Genomic DNA, 19,616 nt, shown 5'->3' on the forward strand with positions numbered 1-19,616 from the left:
TTATAAGAATGGCAGGAAAGTGCCCAAAAGCAGGAGCAGGATACTGATAACAATGATTCCAACAACCAGCTTGCCGACAAATTTCCACCAAGTGCCGATATTAATGCGGCCAAGAGCCAGCGCTCCCATCACGATACCGGAGGTCGGAGCCACCAGATTGAGCACGCCTGAAGCGGATTGGTAAGCCGTGATAATCAAACTTGGCTTAACATTGACAAACTCTCCCAGCGGCGCCATAATCCCCATCGTCGCACTGGCCAGACCAGATGATGATGGAATAAGGAAGGACATTGGCAGGTAGAAGATATAAGTCAGAACGATAAAGACTTGTGATGACAGACCGCTCAGGCCTTGTTTGCCCCAGTTGAGGATGGTATCGGTAATCATACCGTCATTCATGATGACTTGGATACCGCGGGCAATGGCTACAATCAGCGCCACACTGAGCAGGTCAGCTGCACCGTTCATAAAGGCAGAGATAATCTTGTCTTCCTTGAGACCATAGACGATACCAATCAGCACGCCCATGAAGGCAAAGAGCATCGCACCTTCTGGGAAGTACCAGGTGCCAAGCGCTGAGGTAGAGGATCCGATAATCTTGCCCAGAACAGGAAGACCGGTCAGCCAAGTATTAAAGTCTTTAAAAATCGTAATGCCAAGGTTTGTCCAAGGAATGAAACTCAAGACCATAAGGACAAAGGTCAAAATGAAGAGCACCAAGACGATTCTTTGTTTTTTGCTCAGCGTTGACTCCACAGCTGAAGAAGTTTCAACGTTAAAGTGCTTCAAATCTTCCTCACGGGTGCTGTAAACCAGTGACTTGGTCGGATCTTTCTGAATCTTATCCGCATAGCGGTAGACAAACCATGTGCTGAGAACGGTCATGACAAACCAGAAAATCAAGCGCAGGATAATCCCATCACCCGTACCGACTCCGGCTGTTGCGGATGCGATACCGGTCGCAAACGGATTGAGGGTAGAGGCCAAGCAGCCGATTTGCGATCCAAGCAGGATAATGGCTACCCCGGTCAGGCTGTCAAAACCAACTGCCATCATCACCGGTACCAAAAGCGGGTAGAAGGCCATAGTTTCCTCACCCATACCATAGGTGGTACCGCCAAGGGCAAAGAGCGGCATCAGGACGATGATCAGCATCTTTTCACGGCCCTTGTATTTCTTCACGATAGAGGCGATTCCTACATCAAGAGCGCCTGTTTCATTGACAACGCCTAGGAAACCGCCGACCATGAGAATGAAGAAGGATACATCAATCGCTGCGCTGGTCGCTTTGATCAGCGAACCTTCTTCTGGGTTGGTCCCCAGCATGGCCCGAATAGGCGCCATGAGTACATCCCAAATCCCCTGCGGATTCTGCGCTTGTTTTTGGTAAACACCTTCTACAAAGGCACCCGCTGGGATAATCCAAGTCAAGATTGCCATTATGGCAATGATGAGAATCAAGACGGTATAAGATGAAGGCATCTTAAACCCTTTTTTTGCTTTTTCACTCATTTGTTTTTTCCTCCTAAATGTTTTCACGAGGTCTAAAACCTACTGCCTCCCTGCATGAGCAAACAGGAAAACGTTTTCTTCTTATGCTTATTTTACCATATTAATATTCAAAAAACCACTGTTTTTTGAAAATAAAGAAAAATTTTCAGGAAAAGCTTTCCATCTTAGGTAGGATAGAAGGAAAACGAATGGTTTGGCCATTTAGTTTGTCTTTTTTTGCGCCGTTAGCTTGGTTTGCTCTAACAGTCCAGAGGAATAAGGCAAACTCTTTGATTTGTTTGGAGTTCTTTCCCACTCCCGCTATTAAAAGCAAACTAAATGACTATAATAGGACAGAGGCTTTCCCTGAAAATACAGAAACAGATAAACAGTGGCCAGGGAGCAGAAAAATCTGCTTCTAGCCTTTTTCAATAATCGTTCCGCTTTCGGACTCAATGAGAGCGCCCAGATTTTCCAGCGATGTGATGACCGCTTTGCCTTCCGGACGGCCGTTGACAAAGGCAATCGCTGCTTCTACTTTTGGAAGCATGCTGCCTGGTGCGAATTGATCTTGCTTGATGTATTCTTCCAATTGAGCAACATTGACATGCTCCAGTTTTTCCTGATTCGGCTTATTGTAGTTGACAAAGACATAGTCTACACCGGTCAGGACGATAAAGAGGTCAGCCTCGACCAGTTCAGCCAGACGCTGAGAAGCAAAGTCCTTGTCAATAACTGCTTCTACACCAGTCAGATGGCCATTTTCTTCTTTGATGACAGGGATACCGCCGCCGCCTGCTGCTACGACCACTTGGCCGGCATGGAGCAGGGTACGGATGGTTTCAATTTCCTTGATGTCCACTGGTTTTGGTGAAGCAACGACTTTTCTCCAGCCGCGGCCGGCATCTTCCTTGAAAGTAGCACCGCTCTTTTCAGCTTCTGCTTTGGCTTCTTCTTCTGAATAGAAAGGACCGATTGGCTTGCTGAGATTGGTGAAAGCTGGGTCGTTTTTATCCACCACTACTTGTGTCACAACAGAAGCCACATCCTTGTCAATGCCTTCTTCCAGCAGGGCATTTTGCAGGGCATTTTGCAGCCAGAAGCCAATGCTGCCTTCTGTCATGGCAACGAGTGAGTCCAGCGGAAAGGCAGGGTTCTTCTCAGAATCTGCTGCCAAGTGCTGCAGCAGGAGATTGCCGACCTGCGGGCCGTTGCCGTGGGTGATAATCAAATCATCACCGTTTTTGATTAATTTCACAAGGTGTTTAGCAGTTTCGACCAAGGCCTCTTGCTGAGCCTTAGCTGACGGATCTGATGAAAGGATGGCATTTCCTCCCAATGCTACTACGATTTTACGATTTGACATATATTCTCCTTTGGTGCCTATTGATGGCTTCTGCTTTTGAAAATCAAAGACGGCGCTTTTGACATAGCCTAAGGGATGTCGTATCTGCAGCCTAAGAGACTGGGACAGACTCCCCAGCTAATGAGACGCTTTACTGGCCAGCGGCCCTGCTCCTGTCTCTTTCTTAGCCCTTGATTTTCAATGAGTACCATCTCTATTTCTAAATAAAAATGAGGACTGGACTAAGCTATAGTCGCAGCCCTCATAGCTGTTGGTAGACGGTTTCTTATATTGGTAGTGCTCTTAGGAATTTAGTTCCTTTGAGCAGCAGGTTACACTTTTGGAATGTAAAGGTTGCCTAAGGTTGCTGCCATTACCGCTTTGATGGTGTGCATGCGGTTTTCAGCTTGGTCAAAGTGACGAGCATATTTGCTGCGGAAGACTTCGTCAGTCACTTCCATTTCTTCTACGCCGAATTTTTCAGCAACATCTTTCCCATAGACAGTGTTGGTGTCATGGAAAGCAGGCAGACAGTGCAGGAAGATCAGGTCTTCATTGTCTGCTTTCTTAATCAAATCCATATTGACTTGATAAGGTTTCAAGAGGGCAACGCGTTCTGCAAATTTGTCTTCTTCACCCATGGATACCCAAACGTCTGTGTAGAGTACATCAGCGCCTTTGACTGCTTCGTCAGCGTCTTCTGTAATCAGCACACGAGCACCGCTTTCTTTGGCAAATCCTTGAGCCAATTCAACGATTTCTTTTTCTGGGAAGAGTTCTTTTGGTGAGAAGATATGCACATTGACCCCAAGGATAGCACCTGTTACCAAAAGGCTGTTGGCAACGTTATTGCGTCCATCACCGCAGTAAACCAGTGTCAATCCTTCCAGACGGCCGAAGTTTTCCTGAACAGTCAGGTAGTCAGCCAGCATTTGAGTTGGGTGCCATTCGTCTGTCAGACCGTTCCATACCGGTACACCTGAGAATTCTGCCAATTCTTCTACCATGCGTTGGCTGAAGCCGCGGAATTCGATACCGTCAAACATACGGCCCAATACCTTAGCTGTATCTTCAGTAGATTCTTTTTTACCTAACTGAATGTCGTTTGCGCCCAGATATTCTGGGTGAGCTCCAAGGTCGATGGCTGCTGTTGTGAAGGCTGCACGCGTACGAGTAGAAGTCTTTTCAAACAAAAGAGCAATGTTTTTACCAGCAAGGTAACGGTGCTCAATATTTTCCTTTTTCAGGCGTTTCAAATGAGCTGAAAGGCCAATAAGGTATTCTAACTCTGCACGGCTAAAGTCTTTTTCTGCCAAGAAGCTGCGTCCTTGGAATACTGAATCTGTCATTCTATCATTTCCTCTTTCTAAACATTGGGTTTTATCATGAAGCTGCTAAGTCCCAGTCTGCCCAAAGGCTCAGCCAGATACTCAATCTATCTCAAATACAGACTGGACAATGACCCGCAGGCTGCACTGCAAGAGAGCAAAGCGGGCGAATGGCAGTTGAATTTAAGATAGAAGAGCAGGACAGGATACCTGTCTCAGCTAAGCCTTGACTGCAGGGCAGGCTGTACTGATTAGCAATTAGATTTCTTCACGTTCAAACGGCATAGACATACAACGAGGTCCACCACGACCGCGAACCAATTCACTTCCGCGGATCTTAATCAAGCGAAGCCCGTATTCTTCCAAAATCTTGTTGGTCACAGTGTTGCGGTCATAAACCACTACCACACCCGGTGCGATGGTCAGGGTATTAGAGCCATCGTTCCATTGTTCCCGTGCAGCAGCTACGATATTTCCGCCGCCGCAGCGGATGAGGTGAACTTTTTCTACACCAAGGTTTGCTGCCAAGAGTTCAGCCAAATCGCCTTTTTCTTCCACAATCTTCAGTTTTTCGTCTACATAAGTAACAGAGTAGACCCGCAGATCGCCTTCGATTTCTGGGTGAATGGTAAACTTGTCATAGTCAACCATAGTGAAGACAGTGTCCAGATGCATGAATTTGCGGTTATTGGCAAATTCAAAGGCCAATACTTTCTTGAAGCCAACATTTTTCTTGAAGATGTTGACCAAGAGTTTTTCAATAGAAGCAGCATCCGTACGCTGAGAGATACCAACTGCCAAAACATCTTTGGAAAGAACCAGCTCATCTCCGCCTTCGATACGCGTATCTTCTTCACGGTTGTAGACAAGGTCCACATTGCCGCCATATACTGGGTGGTATTTGAAGATGTACTTGCCGTAAAGCGTTTCGCGGTTGCGAGTATCTGCAAACATATGGTTGAGCGATACAGCATTACCAATCGTTGCAAATGGGTCACGGGTGAAATAAAGGTTTGGCATTGGATCGATCGCAAATGGATAATCTGATTCGACCAAGTCGGTCAGACCTTTTGCTTCTTCCGGAATCTCAGGAAGTTCTACTTTCTGAACGCCGGCCATGGTTTTTTCGACCAATTCAAGATTGTCTTCAATGCCACGGAGCAGTTCGCGAATGGCTTTCTTGGTTTCGCGGCCGCGGATATTGGCTTCATCAAGGTATTCTTCGATGAATTGGTCACGGATTTCCGGTGAAGTCAGTGACTCAGCAGCCAGTTTTTCAAGATAAAGAACTTCTACTCCTTCATCGCGAAGCGCTTGGGCAAAAGCATCGTGTTCTTTTTGGGCATCTTCCAAAAATGGAATATCGTCAAAAAGAAGACGTTCGAGATAGTCCGGCAGCAAGTTTTCCAGCTCTTTGCCGGGACGGTGCAACATAACTTTTTTCAGTTTTCCGATTTCTGAGAAAACATGAATGGGATGTGTAGACATCTACTGTCCTCCTTTTTCTTTGCGGTTCAGGTCTCCCCTTTCCCGTTTACATATATTATTCTAGCATTTGCCGATAACGCTTTCAAGAAAAATCTTACACTATAAATGCCAAATCCTTTGCTTTTTTACGACAAATATTCTATAATATTCTTTTTTAAAGCGGTTTCTTTGGATATTTTATACATTATATTATTTTTATCAATATTTATTTTTTTGAAAAAAGTTGATAAATGGTTAATATTAGAACATTTCGAATTTATCTGTCCAAAAAAAGAAGCAAATCAGCTTCCTCTGAAATATTTCATGAAAAAATCTTTGTCTTTAAAAGTCAGCAGTTTATGCTCATAATCAATCCGGCCGTCATCCCGCAGTTTTTTCAGGACCTGATTGACCGTTTCCCTAGTCGTAGCTCCTAGCTTAGCCAGCTCCTTCATACTGATCGGAAAAGGCAGGCGGCCGCTCTCTTGGCACAGATCCATGCAGAGAATGGACAGGGACTGAACCACGCGCTCCGTTGCGCTGGCCGATACCACATTGCGCAGCCGCAGTTCCTGAAATTCTAAAATCTGCGACAGGCGCTTGGTGATAAAAAGCAGCTGGCTGACACTCTGCTTGGAGTAGGCCTCAAATAAATCGATGGGAAGACTGAAATATTCCACATTGGTCACAGCACTGGCCGTATAATGATAGCGCTCATCAAAAAACATACCGCCATAGGGAAAGACACTGCCTTTTTTGACATAGTCCATATAGGAAAATGTGTCTGTCGAATCATACTGCTCAATCCGCACATAGCCTTGATACAAGAGAAAAAGCCGCTCCCGCCGGTCTCCGGCAAAAAAGATAATCTGCCCCTTTGGGATCCTGCGATACTGAATCTCCACAGCCAACTTATCAAAAAGCTCTACCGGCAGATTGGCAAAGGCCTGGTGCTGCCGAATGTAGTGATAATGCTCCTTATTAATCATAATCATCCTTGTTGTTCTTTTTTGTTTGATACTTGATATGATTATATCACAAAAAGACTGACAAGAAAAAGAATTACACTGCATGAAGACTCAAGTAAAAAGCCAGTCCCAGACCAGCCTTTTGATGACGAGACTCTTGGAAAATCAAAAGCAAGCCTCTCTATACTCTTTAGCAATCGAAGAAGCTGAGTCTGTCCCGCCGCTTTCAGCCCTGCTCTCGTACAGCGGACACTTCCTGTTGGAAGTTTTATTCACCGCCTCCAAAGTCCATGGACTATTGGAGCAGCTAGCTCCGACTTTGGCAGTATAGAAACAGTTATTTTCAATACTGCTAAAATAGTGAAGGAGTGAGAGAAAGTCCTGTGGGATTTCTCCTGACAGGATGAGCAGCTACTGCCAGCCTGTCTGCTCCTGACTAGTTTGATTGCGATTCATGGCCTAAATTAGATAAAGAGTCCTGCTGCAAAGAGAACCAGCCCCGCTCCCATGACAGCATAGGCCAGCTTGCGGGGCAGGGGCTCTCTGTCTGCCTGGACTTTCTTCGGCAGGTAATTGCCCAGAACCACCAAGAGCAGACCGATGGACAGAAAGGCCAGCTTGGTCATAGGAAAGCCCTGATGGAGATTGCGGTAGATGGTCGCCGGATAAATGATGAGATTGATAAGCGGGATGATCCAGCGGATGAGGTGCTCAAAGTTTTTATTGAGCAAGGGCTTGGCAATACTGGCCCCAAAAACAAGCAGCTGGGCCGCCAGCATAACCAGAGGGATGAGGATCAAAAAGAGATGCTTATCCATGTAGGTCGTCACATTGCCAGCCAGATCAAAACGGCTGGACATGACTTGGGGCAGCCGGCTGGAGACCGAAAAGCCATAGAGGGCCGGCAGCAGTAAGAGAGTCAGACTGCAGATAAATTCAATTAGGCTATATTTTTTCATTTCCTTTTCCTCCTCCCAGAGACTGGAACCAGACTAGGATTTCTTCAAAAACGGTGACATCCAGACTGTAGTAAATATAATTCTTCTGCTTTTCTTCGGTCAGCAAACCGGCTTTTTTGAGCTGAGACAGGTGATAGGAGACGGTCGCCGGCGTCAGTTCAAAAGCCTGGGCAATCTCCCCAGCCGACTTAGGACCGTGCTTGAGCATTTCCAAAATATCCCGGCGGACAGGATCTGACAAAGCTTTTAATGTTTCACTGATCCCCATGATTAGACCTTTCTTTCAGGTAAACTTTCAAGATTTTCTTGGTCAGAAAGACTAGTGCCACTACTTCTACTAAGAGCAGAGCCTCAACAGCCAGTGGCGGAAGAAAGCCTACCTGAGCCAGAGCAGGCGCTAAGTCAATCAGGGCGTGAAGTCCCAGAGCGGCTAAAAAATACACTGGAGCCTTCTCCTTGACCGCTTTCCAAACCCAGAAGGTCAGAAGGATTTGAATGAGAATAGCCAAGATCCGTTCAAAAGCCAAAAGATAGATGCTGCCAGCGCTCATGGAGCGGACATTGTCAATAACTGCTTGAGGAATTTGAGCCAGCGTCTGGGCATTCCCCTGAGTCACTACTTGAGCTATAACCCAAAAGTTTAAGAGACTGACAATACCAACGAACAAAGCCTCAATACCACCATGCCCCAAGCCATAGGCTATACCATCCCTAAAGGTCAGTGGGCGCTTCTTTTGCAGCCAGTAAAAGATGACCCAGCGGGCTGTTTCTTCAAAAATAGCTGCCGCAGCAATACCATAAAGGACATATAGCCAAGGATTTTCCGTCCGCAAAGCGATAGTCCCATCAGCCTGAGGCTGTAAGACGATACGGTGCAAGATATTTTCCAGAACCTGACTAGACAGATAAAAGCCAACTCCCCCTAAAAGGAAGACTAATAGAGAAATGTGCTTGGTTTTTTTAAAATAAACCAAAGGAACAAGGACTGCTCCTAAAATAAGCAGCATAGCAATCAAGATATGAATGGAAATCATCGTTTTTTCTCCTAAACTGTTTTGGTTTTTTTCTAAATAGATTATACATCTTTCCTTTCTTTCTGTCAAATCTATTTCGAATTTTTTCTAAATAACTTCAATCTAAAAATCATCAAGCTCTACTGCAATAAAAAACGGCTCTATAATTTCTGTAGTGGGTAAAACCACTGTAGGAATGATGGAGCCTATTTGTTGTAGAAAAAAAGTCCCATAAGACCTATAATGAAAAGCGACAAAACCATCATTAGAAAGACTCTTATGGAACAGTTCAATTTTATCACAAACTTACTGGGAATAAAAGACCCTAACATCATAATCTTGGATGTTCTAGATGCTGGAACTCATAAAGAAATCATCGCTTTGAACATCAAAAAGGAGAGGACTGATTTAGTCCTCACCAGATTATAACTTCTCATCAACCCACTACAGTTGACAAAGAGTCAGAATGAGACTAAACAAAAGCGCACAATCTGTGCACTTTGTTTTCACTTAATTTACAAAAGAAAGAGTCCCACTAGTACGGCTGTCAATCCGACCAGGATAAAGAGGTAGGCTAGCCAACGCGGCGCTGGTTTTTCTTCCACCACCATTTTCTTAGGCATATAATTTCCAGAAATTAGAAACATTACCCCCGAAAAAATCGCTGCAATTTTATTAATGTTGAAGTGGGAATCAAGAGCATAGAACAGAATGGAAAGATAGACAGCAATATGGTTCAAAGGAACAATCCAAAGGACGAAGCGGGCAAAAGCGGGCTTGGTGATTTCTCGGTAAGCCGTTGCCCCATAAACAATCAGCTGTATCAAAGTCATAAAGATTGGCAGACCCCAGATAAAGAGAAATTTGGGTGCATACTCAAATGTCGGGCTAATCAGCGACACGAAATTGATCCTAATATTCTCTGGCAAACTAGGATAAATCCATAAGGCATAAGCAAGTGGCAGCCAAATAACCAAGAAAGTCAGCAGCAATTCCCTAAGGTTATTTCTCAGTTTCGTTTTCATTATTTTTCCCTCCTAGCGCGGCAATCCAGACCAAAACTTCCTCAAAAACCGTGGCATCTAAATGGTAGTAAATGTAATTTTTCTGCCGTTCTTCATAGATGAGCCCCGCTTTTTTCAACTGGGACAAATGGTAGGATACCGTCGCTCCCGTCAAATCGAAGACTTGAGCGATTTCACCAGCCGACTTAGGACCTTTTTTTAATATTTCTAATATTTCCCGCCGAACTGGATCAGCTAGGGCTTTCATGGTTTCACTAATTCCCAATTTTGATACCTCTTAAAATTGATTTCTAGCTAAGGACAAACAAAGCAACTAGCTCTAGATAAGTCATGGCTCCTACAAATGTAAGCAAGGCGCTACTCAAACGGACAAGATTTTCTGCCAGCAATCCTCCTAAAACTATTTAGAGAACTTTCAAATTCTTTTCTCCATTATACTGTTTTTGAGGATAAAAGACAAGGAGGGCTTAGCTAAACACTTGCTTTTTCTTGACCAGATAAGCGATGAAAAGGCAAATCAAGGTCATCGTGATTGGCTCCAGGATCCCTCCTACGACAGGAATGGCAGCCGTTCCAACTAAAAGTGGATTGCTGTCGCTACTTAAGGTCGTCCGCAGGAAAGTCGGACCGCTCTCAACAAGGCCAAAGATATTTGTAAGGGTCAGATTGTAAAGAGCATGGGTCGCCGCCACCAGCCAGAGATTATCGGTCAGGGCAAAAAGGAGGGAAAAGAGAACGCCCGACAAGGTCACGCTCAGGATGTAAGAGAAAGGAGCGCCACCCTTGAATGTGTGCATGAGACCAAAGAAGAGATTGCCTAGGACAATAGCTGGGACAAGCCCCATTTTGGTGCGGAGCTTGTTCAGGACAAAGCCGCGGTAAATGACTTCTTCGGCTAAGGCCTCCAAGAAAATCATAAGGAGCAAATAGGGCCAGAGTGCGAGATTAAATTGATTTCCTAGTCGAAAATGGAGCTGACCAGCTAGCGCATTAACGCCAATAATTGCCGTTGTCGTCAAGAATCCTATAACTGCTCCAAACAGGAGATTTTTGCCCAGCTTTTCCCACCAGAGACCAAAGCTCGCAAGACTGCGGTGCTCCCAAAACTTAGCCACAAGGAGAAGGGGAAGAGCACTGATACCATGAAATAGAAGGGTGCTCACTTCTTCTAATACGAGTTGATTAGAAACATTGATAAAGGGTTGTATCAGCCATTGAGACAAGAGCCCGCTGAGCAACATGCCCAGACCGAGCGCCAGAAAAGCTAGAGGCATGCTCAGCCACCAGTTTTTCGCCCCTGCTTCTTCTTGCAAGATTTCCAGACTAGAGCGATGGGCTGTCTTTTGATAAGTATGTGTCATGTGTGACCTCCTTAAGGTGTATTTTCCCCTACACCCTTATCCAAACAAAAGAAATACACCAAATCAAGCTCTTTTTGGTAAGTGGTTAGATTGCGCTAGTAAGTGGTAGAAAAATCACCTAAAAAAGATTAAGAAATCCCCTGCTGACTTTCTCTCTCTTCGCGCTTGGTCAGCCAAACGGCAATGACAAGAGCAATGAGAGCGCTAAAAAGTCCAGTTGGACCAGGACCAAGGAATTTAAACGTTTCTACCCCACTAACAGTGAAAACGGTAGTTATCATGGCAACGGCATCAATGACCCCATGTCCAAAGGCTGGCAGCCAAATGGTTTTGCTACGTACATAGTAAATATCAAGGATAATCCCAAAAGAAATAGCCATGATATAATAGGGAATTAAATTTAAGAAACGCTCACCCAGCGTCCCTGCTCCAATCATATTGACAGGAAAATGCCAAATAGCCCAGATGAGACCACCAATGATGCGTCCCTTAGTCCGTCCGTAGCGCTCTTTCAAATAAGGATAGAGAATACCCCGCCAGCCAACTTCCTCGCCCAAGCCAGAAAGACTGATGGCTAGAGTTAAGACCGTAAGAATCATTAAAATTTGAAGGGCGACTTGTGGGTTCAGGGCAAAAGCCAAATGCTGCGGAAAGACAGCAAAATAGACAAGTGCGCCGCCAAGTACAATGCTACAAATGGCTAACCAGCAGGCTAGGTAATCGCGCCATTTACTGGCGAGCTTCAATTTCCAGCCGATAGACTTTACAGGAGCTTTAGCCAAAAAAGCAGCCACCATAGGGGCGAACATTACCACACTTGCGGATAAAATGTTACCGACAAGTTTCTGATTGATCGCATAAAAGTAAGCTATGACTAGCATACCTGGCCAAGCGAGCCCAAACGCCCATGCTAGAAACCTTTTAATGGTTGAAGTTGAAATTGTGTTTTACATATAAAATGCTCCTTTCTGTCATTTGTAAAATTATAAAGTCCACCATTGGTATAGCGACCAATAGAAAATATTAAAAGCGATGATAAAAGCGACGGAGCTAGTTGCTAGCGTGAGGTACTTATTCCCTTGCTTCAACCTCGCTTTGAAGAAGGGCAGATAGGGAAGAAAAGCACTAATCAGCAAGACCACAGCAAGCAAGGCAAACAGTTGGAAATGCCCCGTCAAACCAGCGAGATCGAAAGAATTTTTCGCGAGAATAATTGAGAAAAATGAGAACAAATTACGAAAAGCCCAAAGAATAAGGAAGCCAGTCAGATAATGCCAACTAGACCAGACAACCGAACCTGTTCCCTTGTTTTTCCTAGTGAGCAAACGATACAATTTTGCCAAAATACCGCTGAGATAGCAAAGGGCGACATACAGTGCGGCAAGCCCAGCGAGTAATAAACTACCATAATCTTTGATAACATCCAACAAGGGCAGCTTTGTCCTATCTGAAATAGGCAGGTTCAGAATATAGTGCCCTCCTCTTTCTCCTGCCGTCCAAAAACCAAAATAGTCTTTGATAGCCGCATTTTCAGAAGGGTTAGTTAGATAGCTAGTCGACTTGAAAACCCTAAATATAGATAGGGGACCTCCACTATAAATACGCGCTTCGCGGTAAAAACCAGCTTGAAAGTCCTTTTGAGCTGCCTTTGAGGCTTCTTTTTTCTTACCGTAAATGAGGTCAGGCATGCTAAGAGCGAAATGAAACTCATTTCTTTGATTGACTGTAACGACTGAGCCAATCCCTGACTTCAAATCAAGCAAGAGGCTGGTCGTAAAGCCTGGTGAGTTTCCCCCGTGCCCAAAAGTTCTGGTGTTTTCAAACTCCGTCACCCAAAGTCCGTGAGCATTGACGGGAATATCTGTACCCGGATAAGTATGGCTAGCGCTGTAAAAATTCTCCCAAGTCTCTGCCCTTTTAAAGAGCTTCTCCTTTTGCAGGAGGGCTTGGGCAAATTTCTTGATGTCGGCAAATGTTCCTGTTGCCCGCCCCGCTGGATATTCTCCAAGAACAAAGGGTTGGTCGCCTTTTAGTAAGTCTCCATTTGTATCATAAGTTTTCTCCTTCTCCCGCTGTTTTTGTACAAATACATTATCTGATAAATCAGGTTTGAGTGCGGTGTGTTTCATACCCAAGGGCTGGAAAATATGCTCGTGGACATAGTCGGCAAAGGATTGCCCGCTAATGCGCTCCACGATATAGCCCGCCAGCGCTGTTCCATAGTTTGAATAGGATGTCACCGTCCCCGGCTCATAAATCTGAGACGGAGTTTTTTTCATCAATGCTCCTAAATCCTTGTCGGAGCCTATATACAAAGGGTAATCTTCAAAGCCCGCTTGGTGGTTCATGAGGTCCAGCATGGTAATGGGCTTGTCGTATTTGAGATTTTTTAGGAGATTTTGGGGCAGATACTCCCTGATGTCCGTTTTCAGGTCAATCTTGCCCTCCTCCCAAAGCTGCATGACGCTGACCCAGACGGTGATTTTGGTGGTTGAACCCCACTCGAAGACCGACTTGTCATCCACCGCTAGCTTCTTTTCCTTGTCCGTATAGCCGAAGTTCTTTTGATAGAGAGTATTGCCGTCTTTGTCAAAGACCGTTGTTGCCAGTCCTGCGCTGGTTTTTTCGTGTTCTTGGTAGTAATTTTCAATCTTCTGACCGATTTGGTCGTAAGACGTGCCTGACGGCAATTTTTGCTGGTCGGCGTAAGCGTGGGCTGCTCCAAAAGCTAGCAAGCCACACGTTACCAGCGCCACAGTGCTTTTCAAAAATGATGATTTCATGATGATCTCCAATCATTATTTTCTATATTTCCTTCACTTAAAAAGGAAAAAGAAAGAGTAAACTGAGTAGACCGAGAAGGAGCCAGATCCAGCCAAAGATAAAGAATAAAAGCATTTTAACAAAAGTAAAAATATGAAACATGATTTTCTCCTTTCCTATCAGATTGCTATTTTAAAAGAGGAAGAGGCTGACCAGAAACAGGATTGAGCCAACTCCTCCGAAGATATAAGCTAAAACGCGTGGAGCCGGCTCTTGGTCTGCCACTATTTTTCTCGTGAGGAAGTAGCTGACAGCATTAAGGATGATTGCAGACATAATCCCATTGACCTTAAATACCGGAAAAGCCGGATTGAGCCCATAAAGAAGAACGCTGATATAAACTACGGCATTGATAAAGGGAACCAGCCAGTAAAGGAAATGGACAAATTGCTTGTCGATAATCTCTTTAATAGTCGTCGTGTAGCAAACAATCAGTTGAATTACACTCAAGAGAACTGGCAGAAACCAGATAAAGACTTGCTTGGGCATGCCTAGACCGCTATAGGGCAAATGCCCTCTGATTAGCTGAGGTAGGTCTGCATAGATTGACAAAGCGTAGATAAGCGGTAGCCAAATAACGATTAGGCTTGCCACTAATTCTTTCCATTTTAATTTCATTTTCTTTCCTCCTTTTATAATTCCAGACAGTCATCAAAGCGGTCTAAGAGTGCCCTGCCTTGATTATGAGTAATAACGATAACAATGCGGTCCTTGATGGACAAGATATAGTCCATGACTTCCGCCGCCAAGCTCGGGTCAAGATTACTGGTCGGCTCATCAAAAATCAGCACATCATAATCCTTAACCAAGAAACGCGCCAAATCAATCCGCTGCTTTTCACCATAGGAAACTTCCTGCCGCTCCAAATCAAGCTTCTTGCTCAAGAAAGCCTCATTAAAATGCAGACTTTGGTACAAGAAAGTTTGGTCAGGTGCATTTATATCTCTGTATAGCGCGATATTGTCCGCCACACTTCCCTCGATAAAAAAGTCATTCTTTTGGATAAAGGCGATTTTCTGATAGAGACTGTCGCTTGCTAGCTGGCTGACCGCTTGACCATTGACCATGATTTGACCAGCGTAGTCCTTGCTATCAAAATAATTGAGCAAGAGCTTCATCAAGGTCGACTTGCCCCGACCAGACTCGCCGATAATAGCATAGTGCTTGTCCTTGGCAAACTGATAAGAAAAATCCTGAAAGAGAGCCTTGTCGCCCAACTCCAGACCGAGATGTTCAAAATCAATCCGATCAATCGTTTCGGTCAGATTTTGAGCGGGCTCCGCTTCTTTCTTAGCCAACTTAGCATCAAAATCATTCTCAATATCCTTGACCGTGCTCATGAGATTTTTGTTATTGATAAAAAGCTGCAAAGGAGTGAAGACAAAGTTCAAAAGCTGAACACTGGCAATCAAAGCCCCAATGGTCAGAGACCCTTGGCTGACAAACCAAATCCCCAGAGACATACAAAATATCTGAGACAGAAAGCTAAAGAACATCATCAGAGTCACAGCGCCCTCCTTAGCCGCATTATAGCTTTTTCTGGCTTGCTCAAAGTCGCTGTTGCTGCTAGACAGGTGCTCAACCACCCTTTTTTGGATTTGCAAAAGTTTGATTTGCTCAAAGCCTTCCAAAAAATTGGTGACTTGCTTCAAAAAGTAATTGCTTTTCTGAGTGAAATTCGCTGTCGCCTTGCGCATCAATATCCCTGGAATTTGTGACGCAGCCATGGTCAAAAAAGAAATGAGAATAAAGCCCAGAGCCATGCGCCATTCAATCCAAAAAATAGCCAGTGTACTGATAAAAACTGAAGAAAAGGCAGCCACAATATCACAGCGCGGGGTCAAGTAATTCTCTTGGTAAATATCCATATTCTTGGTCGTTGTGTTGAGATAGCTATTTTCCTGCTCGGAAGCCTTGTCATGCAAATTCTTGTCATAAAAAGAATGGAAAAGCCTCGTTTTGACTTCTTCCAAGACTTGCTTATTATGATTGTTCTTGAACCAAATAGCCAGCAAGCTGCAAAGAGACCAAGCACAAGTGCAAAAAAGGCAGATAAAGAATTGTCCAAGCAAGTTAGAATGAGCCTTCTGCGCACTGTCCACAACAACTCCCAGCTGCAAAGAAAACAAAGTGATAAAAATCGTTGCTCCAATGCTAAAGATAGTCGCACCCAGATAAGAAGCGCGGTATTTCCGTAAAATTTCTTTCAACATTTAATTTTTCCTTCCAATTTTCGTCTATTTTTGAAAACGATCCAAGACGGGATTGCCCAGCAGACGGATAAAACCGTGAGCAAGCCTATAAGCAATAAAAGTAATCCTCTTTTCATCTTTTCTCCTTTATCTATCTATTTAGAAAATTTTCTAAATAAAGAGTACGAAACGAAGCAATCTAATCCTTCTTAGGTATTTCGATTTGTTTCTAAATACTCTGGATTAAAAAATCTAGTCTAGAAAAACTAGATTGCCTATTTTGTATTTAAAAATGTTTTTGATTGGATATTTTTTGCAGGTCGTCCTTATTTTTATAGAGCACCCAGGAAAAAACAGCCAGCCAAATGGATAGACCCGTCACTAGACCTACTACGGTTAGTAGGATTGAGTTTCTTGCTTTCTTCATTTTTCCTCCTTTTTGAGTAGAGAAATTTAGAATTTTTTCTAAATAGCTTTTATAAAAAATTGCTCAGTGACTAATTAAACAGAGCAGAATGAAGTAATTAGAACATCTTCTAAATAGATTGTAACACTTCTCTTTCAAAAAAGCAAGAGGTATTTTGGTTTTTTTCTAAATAGCAATCAAAAAAATAATTAACCTGTTTAAGCAAATAATTTTTCCTTCTTTTACTTCTCGTACACGAGGAGCTGACAAGTATTTAGATTATTTTCTAAATAGAATTATAAACCTCTGTTCCTAAATTGTCAAGTCTATTTTGAAATTTTTCTAAATACTAATCGACTCGATATTACTTGTTCATTTTTCGGTAGAGGTCTGGCTGATTTTGCTTTATAATAATGAAAGAAAAGAAAGGAAAATCGCATGCTGATTCAAGATGAGAACGTTAAAAAGGCCTATTATCAGGCCCTAATTGAGAAAGATAAAGATTATGATGGCATTTTTTTCGCTGCTATTAAAACTACCGGTATCTTCTGCCACGCTTCCTGCCGGGCCAGAAAACCCAAGTATGAAAACTGCGACTTCTACGACCGGGCGGAGGATGCTCTCTTAGCAGGCTTTCGTCCCTGTAAAATCTGTCAGCCCCTGAGCTTTCCCCAGCAGATTCCTGAGGAAGTAGATCTTTTGGTCCAGGCTGTGGAAGACCAGCCAGCCAAGCGCTGGAAGGAAGCTGATTTCAGAGAGTTAGGGCTTAACTCAGCTGCTGCCCGCCGGAAATTCAAAGAAATATACGGTCTAACCTTTGTCCAGTACGCTCGGGCCCGCCGCATGGGCCTGGCTTTTCATGAAATCCAAAAAGGCAGCAAGGTCATCGACCAACAGCTGAATACCGGCTATCGTTCAGCCAGCGGCTTTCACGACGCCTTTAGTCAAATCATGGGAACTCCAAGCAAGAAAGAAAGCATCAAACTGCTAACCGCTCGATTTCTCTCGACTCCTCTGGGCCGCATGCTGGCCATTGCAGACCAGGACTGGCTCTATCTGCTGGAGTTTGACAACCGCAGAGGCCTGGAAAAAGAAATCGAACGCCTGCGCAATCGGTTCAATGCCCGCATCATCCATGGAGACAATCCCCTGATCCAGCAGCTGGAAAGGGAGCTGACAGCCTATTTCGAGGGGAAGTCTGCTGACTTTAGCATTCCGCTCTATCTGGCAGGCTCTGATTTCCAGCGTTCCGTCTGGGACTTGTTGCAAACCATTCCGCTTGGACAAACGGCCAGCTACCAAGATTTGGCAATACTGCTGGGCGATAAAAAGAAGGTCCGAGCTGTCGGCAACGCCAACGGAGCCAATCAAATCGCCATCCTCATCCCCTGCCACCGGGTCATCCAGACCAATGGAGAGCTGGGCGGCTACGGCGGCGGGGCAGAGCGAAAGCAATACCTGCTGGAGCTGGAAAAGAAGATAGCCAGCAATTCCCAATCCAGCTGAAGCACCAGCTGCCGATACGAACCAAAAACACGCCCAGATTCTCATCTGCGGCGTATTCTAGTTAGTCGAATTTCTATTTGAATCAATTCATATTAACCCGATGCCATTCGTTGATGACATAGGCAATCTGTCCCACTTGGTCAATGCCGACACCGCTGATTTCGTCACTGGCTTCGGTGCTGCCGCCCAGATAGGCCGTATAGAGGGCGACAATATACGGCTTTTCCTCCATGACCAAAGCATCCACATTGAGCGCCTCGCGGACATAGCCCGGCTTTTGGTAGATGGCAATGTCGCGCAGGTAGCGTTTGTAGTATTCTCCGGGGAAAGATTCACCGATATAGTATAGGATATCCTTGTATTTCTCCTGATTTTTAGACAAATACTCCAGCACCTGGATGTAGTAATCCGTCGTCGTTTTATTATTTTCCCGGCTGATGGTCTTGACATCAGTCTTGGACTGGCCGTAGCGGCTGAACATCTCATAGGCCTTATCCATGCCTCCCAAGCGCTCAGCCAGAGCATAGGCCGGCGTGTTTTCCGAATAAACCAGTGAATATTCCTGCATATCAGAAATGCTCATAGCGCCATTAAAGGCTCCGACATAGTTATCATGCTCGCCCCGATACTCAAAGGTCGTATGGGTAATGTCGAAACGCTCATCCATGGATAACTTACCAGCAGCTACCTCGTCAACCACCAGCATATTAAGGGGCAGCTTGTAGGTAGAGCCCGCCGTCATGGGCTGGGTATCATTCATGGCAAAGGTCTGGCCGCTGGTTAAATCCTTATAAGAAAAAGCAATTTGCGATTGGTCAATGCCCATTTCAGCCAAATAAGTCTGAATCACCTGAGGCAGACTCTGATTGGCATAGTCATAGCGCAGCCCCAAAGCATCCATGGTCGGGCCATCTGCTTCCATGACCTTCTGCTTGTCCTCGGGACTTTTGGCAGCTGGTTTGGGCCTTTCTTCAGCCGGTTTGGCTGCATCCGTTTGCTCCTCTTTGGACTTAGGCTCGCTTTGCTTGACAATATCGATCTTTTTGACAGCTTCTTTTTCTCTGGCCTTGTTTTGCTCAGCCCAGAAAAGAAAGGCAAAGCCAAGCAGGCAGAGGGAAGCAAAGACAGCGACGGTAATCATGACAGTTTTTCTACTCAAAACATTTCTCCTAGCACTTATCATTATAAAAAATTATGAGGAAAATGACAAGTATAACTATAAATAAAGAGAATATTCAGAAGCAAAAAACGAACCCTTCTGCTCAAACGATGCAAAGCACTCCAAGCAGCAAGGAGGATACCTGCTCTTTGAACTTCAACACCAACCTTTAGGAACTTCAACAGTCCGGGGAAGCGAAAGGTTCCCCAAGCCTTCCTTGCTTTTCAATTTCTGGGCAGGGGCTAGCTGCTCAAATAGTCCAGTGGACTATTGGGGCGGTGAATAAAACTTCCGACAGGAAGTGTCAAAAAATTCAAGCGGAGGTTTTGAGGTTGCAGATAAAAGGAACGATGTTCCCTCAGCCGTGCAGCCTGGGAGACTGTTGGAGCAAGGCGACGCTGACGTGATTTGAAGAGATTTTCGAAGAGTACTCAAACTTGTAACCTCAAAAACAGCCTTAACCCCTTGCACTATCTAGGTTTAGAGTACAAAAAATAGCATAACCCCTTCAAAATCGTGTATACTAAAAGTGCAAAATCCAACACACACGATCAGAAAGGTTATGCCATGTCT

Annotated in this window: 18 protein-coding genes; 1 reads left to right on the plus strand and 17 read right to left on the minus strand. The window is 44.6% G+C overall.

What is annotated here, in order from left to right:
- The 16 genes from DHL47_RS02335 to DHL47_RS02410 all read right to left on the minus strand — a co-directional run bounded on the left by DHL47_RS02335 (window position 1) and on the right by DHL47_RS02410 (window position 16,399).
- Window positions 1-1,512 carry a YfcC family protein gene (locus DHL47_RS02335; protein WP_209550770.1) on the minus strand — a complete coding sequence of 504 codons (1,512 nt, stop codon included), beginning with the start codon at window positions 1,510-1,512 and terminating at the stop codon, window positions 1-3.
- A 397-nt stretch (window positions 1,513-1,909) separates the two neighbouring features.
- Window positions 1,910-2,857, minus strand: a complete 948-nt coding sequence (gene arcC, locus DHL47_RS02340) for a carbamate kinase (protein WP_128836936.1) — start codon at window positions 2,855-2,857, stop codon at window positions 1,910-1,912.
- A gap of 311 nt (window positions 2,858-3,168) precedes the next feature.
- The gene (argF, locus tag DHL47_RS02345) at window positions 3,169-4,185 is read right to left on the minus strand and encodes an ornithine carbamoyltransferase (protein WP_128836937.1); all 1,017 of its coding nucleotides are present in this window, start codon (window positions 4,183-4,185) and stop codon (window positions 3,169-3,171) included.
- Between the two features lie 237 nt (window positions 4,186-4,422).
- Window positions 4,423-5,652 (minus strand): arginine deiminase, encoded by a 1,230-nt coding sequence (gene arcA, locus DHL47_RS02350; RefSeq protein WP_128836938.1) that lies wholly within the window; start codon window positions 5,650-5,652, stop codon window positions 4,423-4,425.
- 281 nt (window positions 5,653-5,933) lie between these two features.
- On the minus strand, window positions 5,934-6,620 hold the full coding sequence (locus DHL47_RS02355; RefSeq protein WP_128836939.1) for a Crp/Fnr family transcriptional regulator: 687 nt from the start codon (window positions 6,618-6,620) through the stop codon (window positions 5,934-5,936).
- A gap of 443 nt (window positions 6,621-7,063) precedes the next feature.
- On the minus strand, window positions 7,064-7,558 hold the full coding sequence (locus tag DHL47_RS02360) for an SdpI family protein (protein WP_209550771.1): 495 nt from the start codon (window positions 7,556-7,558) through the stop codon (window positions 7,064-7,066).
- Window positions 7,545-7,826, minus strand: coding sequence for an autorepressor SdpR family transcription factor (locus DHL47_RS02365; protein WP_209550772.1), 282 nt, complete (start codon window positions 7,824-7,826; stop codon window positions 7,545-7,547). Before DHL47_RS02365 ends, DHL47_RS02360 begins: the two co-directional genes overlap by 14 nt.
- Window positions 7,813-8,592, minus strand: coding sequence for a YhfC family intramembrane metalloprotease (locus DHL47_RS02370; RefSeq protein WP_209550773.1), 780 nt, complete (start codon window positions 8,590-8,592; stop codon window positions 7,813-7,815). Before DHL47_RS02370 ends, DHL47_RS02365 begins: the two co-directional genes overlap by 14 nt.
- A 494-nt stretch (window positions 8,593-9,086) precedes the next feature.
- The gene (locus tag DHL47_RS02375; protein WP_002897961.1) at window positions 9,087-9,596 is read right to left on the minus strand and encodes an SdpI family protein; all 510 of its coding nucleotides are present in this window, start codon (window positions 9,594-9,596) and stop codon (window positions 9,087-9,089) included.
- On the minus strand, window positions 9,574-9,861 hold the full coding sequence (locus DHL47_RS02380; RefSeq protein WP_209550774.1) for an autorepressor SdpR family transcription factor: 288 nt from the start codon (window positions 9,859-9,861) through the stop codon (window positions 9,574-9,576). Before DHL47_RS02380 ends, DHL47_RS02375 begins: the two co-directional genes overlap by 23 nt.
- A gap of 202 nt (window positions 9,862-10,063) precedes the next feature.
- Complete coding sequence (locus DHL47_RS02385) at window positions 10,064-10,957, minus strand: CPBP family intramembrane glutamic endopeptidase (protein ID WP_209550775.1); 894 nt, start codon at window positions 10,955-10,957, stop codon at window positions 10,064-10,066.
- 128 nt (window positions 10,958-11,085) lie between these two features.
- A complete protein-coding gene (locus DHL47_RS02390; RefSeq protein WP_317627754.1) occupies window positions 11,086-11,898 on the minus strand; it encodes a CPBP family intramembrane glutamic endopeptidase in 813 nt (270 codons plus the stop codon).
- 42 nt (window positions 11,899-11,940) lie between these two features.
- Window positions 11,941-13,740 carry a serine hydrolase domain-containing protein gene (locus DHL47_RS02395; protein WP_002915643.1) on the minus strand — a complete coding sequence of 600 codons (1,800 nt, stop codon included), beginning with the start codon at window positions 13,738-13,740 and terminating at the stop codon, window positions 11,941-11,943.
- Window positions 13,741-13,912: 172 nt separating this feature from the next.
- Window positions 13,913-14,398, minus strand: coding sequence for a hypothetical protein (locus DHL47_RS02400; RefSeq protein WP_002897967.1), 486 nt, complete (start codon window positions 14,396-14,398; stop codon window positions 13,913-13,915).
- A gap of 14 nt (window positions 14,399-14,412) precedes the next feature.
- Window positions 14,413-15,993 (minus strand): ATP-binding cassette domain-containing protein, encoded by a 1,581-nt coding sequence (locus tag DHL47_RS02405; RefSeq protein WP_002915644.1) that lies wholly within the window; start codon window positions 15,991-15,993, stop codon window positions 14,413-14,415.
- Window positions 15,994-16,258: 265 nt separating this feature from the next.
- On the minus strand, window positions 16,259-16,399 hold the full coding sequence (locus DHL47_RS02410; RefSeq protein WP_002897970.1) for a hypothetical protein: 141 nt from the start codon (window positions 16,397-16,399) through the stop codon (window positions 16,259-16,261).
- A 417-nt stretch (window positions 16,400-16,816) separates the two neighbouring features.
- Here DHL47_RS02410 and DHL47_RS02415 point away from each other — a divergent pair, with 417 nt between their 5' ends.
- Window positions 16,817-17,884: a bifunctional transcriptional activator/DNA repair enzyme AdaA gene (locus DHL47_RS02415; RefSeq protein WP_420853825.1), complete on the plus strand. Its 1,068-nt coding sequence runs from the start codon at window positions 16,817-16,819 to the stop codon at window positions 17,882-17,884.
- An 82-nt stretch (window positions 17,885-17,966) separates the two neighbouring features.
- On the opposite strand, the gene DHL47_RS02420 is transcribed toward DHL47_RS02415, so the two are convergent.
- Window positions 17,967-19,043 (minus strand): serine hydrolase, encoded by a 1,077-nt coding sequence (locus tag DHL47_RS02420; protein ID WP_209550776.1) that lies wholly within the window; start codon window positions 19,041-19,043, stop codon window positions 17,967-17,969.
- Window positions 19,044-19,616 lie beyond the last annotated feature (573 nt).

Origin of the sequence: Streptococcus panodentis, from assembly GCF_017884005.1 — a bacterium.
Taxonomy (GTDB): domain Bacteria; phylum Bacillota; class Bacilli; order Lactobacillales; family Streptococcaceae; genus Streptococcus; species Streptococcus panodentis.

Bases quoted from the DNA above. Each gene is read 5' to 3' on its own strand.
- DHL47_RS02400 (WP_002897967.1), bottom strand. From the start codon at position 14,398: ATGAAATTAAAATGGAAAGAATTAGTGGCAAGCCTAATCGTTATTTGG.
- DHL47_RS02385 (WP_209550775.1), bottom strand. From the start codon at position 10,957: ATGACACATACTTATCAAAAGACAGCCCATCGCTCTAGTCTGGAAATC.
- DHL47_RS02410 (WP_002897970.1), bottom strand. From the start codon at position 16,399: ATGAAGAAAGCAAGAAACTCAATCCTACTAACCGTAGTAGGTCTAGTG.
- argF (WP_128836937.1), bottom strand. From the start codon at position 4,185: ATGACAGATTCAGTATTCCAAGGACGCAGCTTCTTGGCAGAAAAAGAC.
- DHL47_RS02360 (WP_209550771.1), bottom strand. From the start codon at position 7,558: ATGAAAAAATATAGCCTAATTGAATTTATCTGCAGTCTGACTCTCTTA.
- DHL47_RS02365 (WP_209550772.1), bottom strand. From the start codon at position 7,826: ATGGGGATCAGTGAAACATTAAAAGCTTTGTCAGATCCTGTCCGCCGG.
- DHL47_RS02395 (WP_002915643.1), bottom strand. From the start codon at position 13,740: ATGAAATCATCATTTTTGAAAAGCACTGTGGCGCTGGTAACGTGTGGC.
- DHL47_RS02375 (WP_002897961.1), bottom strand. From the start codon at position 9,596: ATGAAAACGAAACTGAGAAATAACCTTAGGGAATTGCTGCTGACTTTC.
- DHL47_RS02405 (WP_002915644.1), bottom strand. From the start codon at position 15,993: ATGTTGAAAGAAATTTTACGGAAATACCGCGCTTCTTATCTGGGTGCG.
- DHL47_RS02415 (WP_420853825.1), top strand. From the start codon at position 16,817: ATGCTGATTCAAGATGAGAACGTTAAAAAGGCCTATTATCAGGCCCTA.
- DHL47_RS02355 (WP_128836939.1), bottom strand. From the start codon at position 6,620: ATGATTAATAAGGAGCATTATCACTACATTCGGCAGCACCAGGCCTTT.
- DHL47_RS02370 (WP_209550773.1), bottom strand. From the start codon at position 8,592: ATGATTTCCATTCATATCTTGATTGCTATGCTGCTTATTTTAGGAGCA.
- arcA (WP_128836938.1), bottom strand. From the start codon at position 5,652: ATGTCTACACATCCCATTCATGTTTTCTCAGAAATCGGAAAACTGAAA.
- arcC (WP_128836936.1), bottom strand. From the start codon at position 2,857: ATGTCAAATCGTAAAATCGTAGTAGCATTGGGAGGAAATGCCATCCTT.
- DHL47_RS02335 (WP_209550770.1), bottom strand. From the start codon at position 1,512: ATGAGTGAAAAAGCAAAAAAAGGGTTTAAGATGCCTTCATCTTATACC.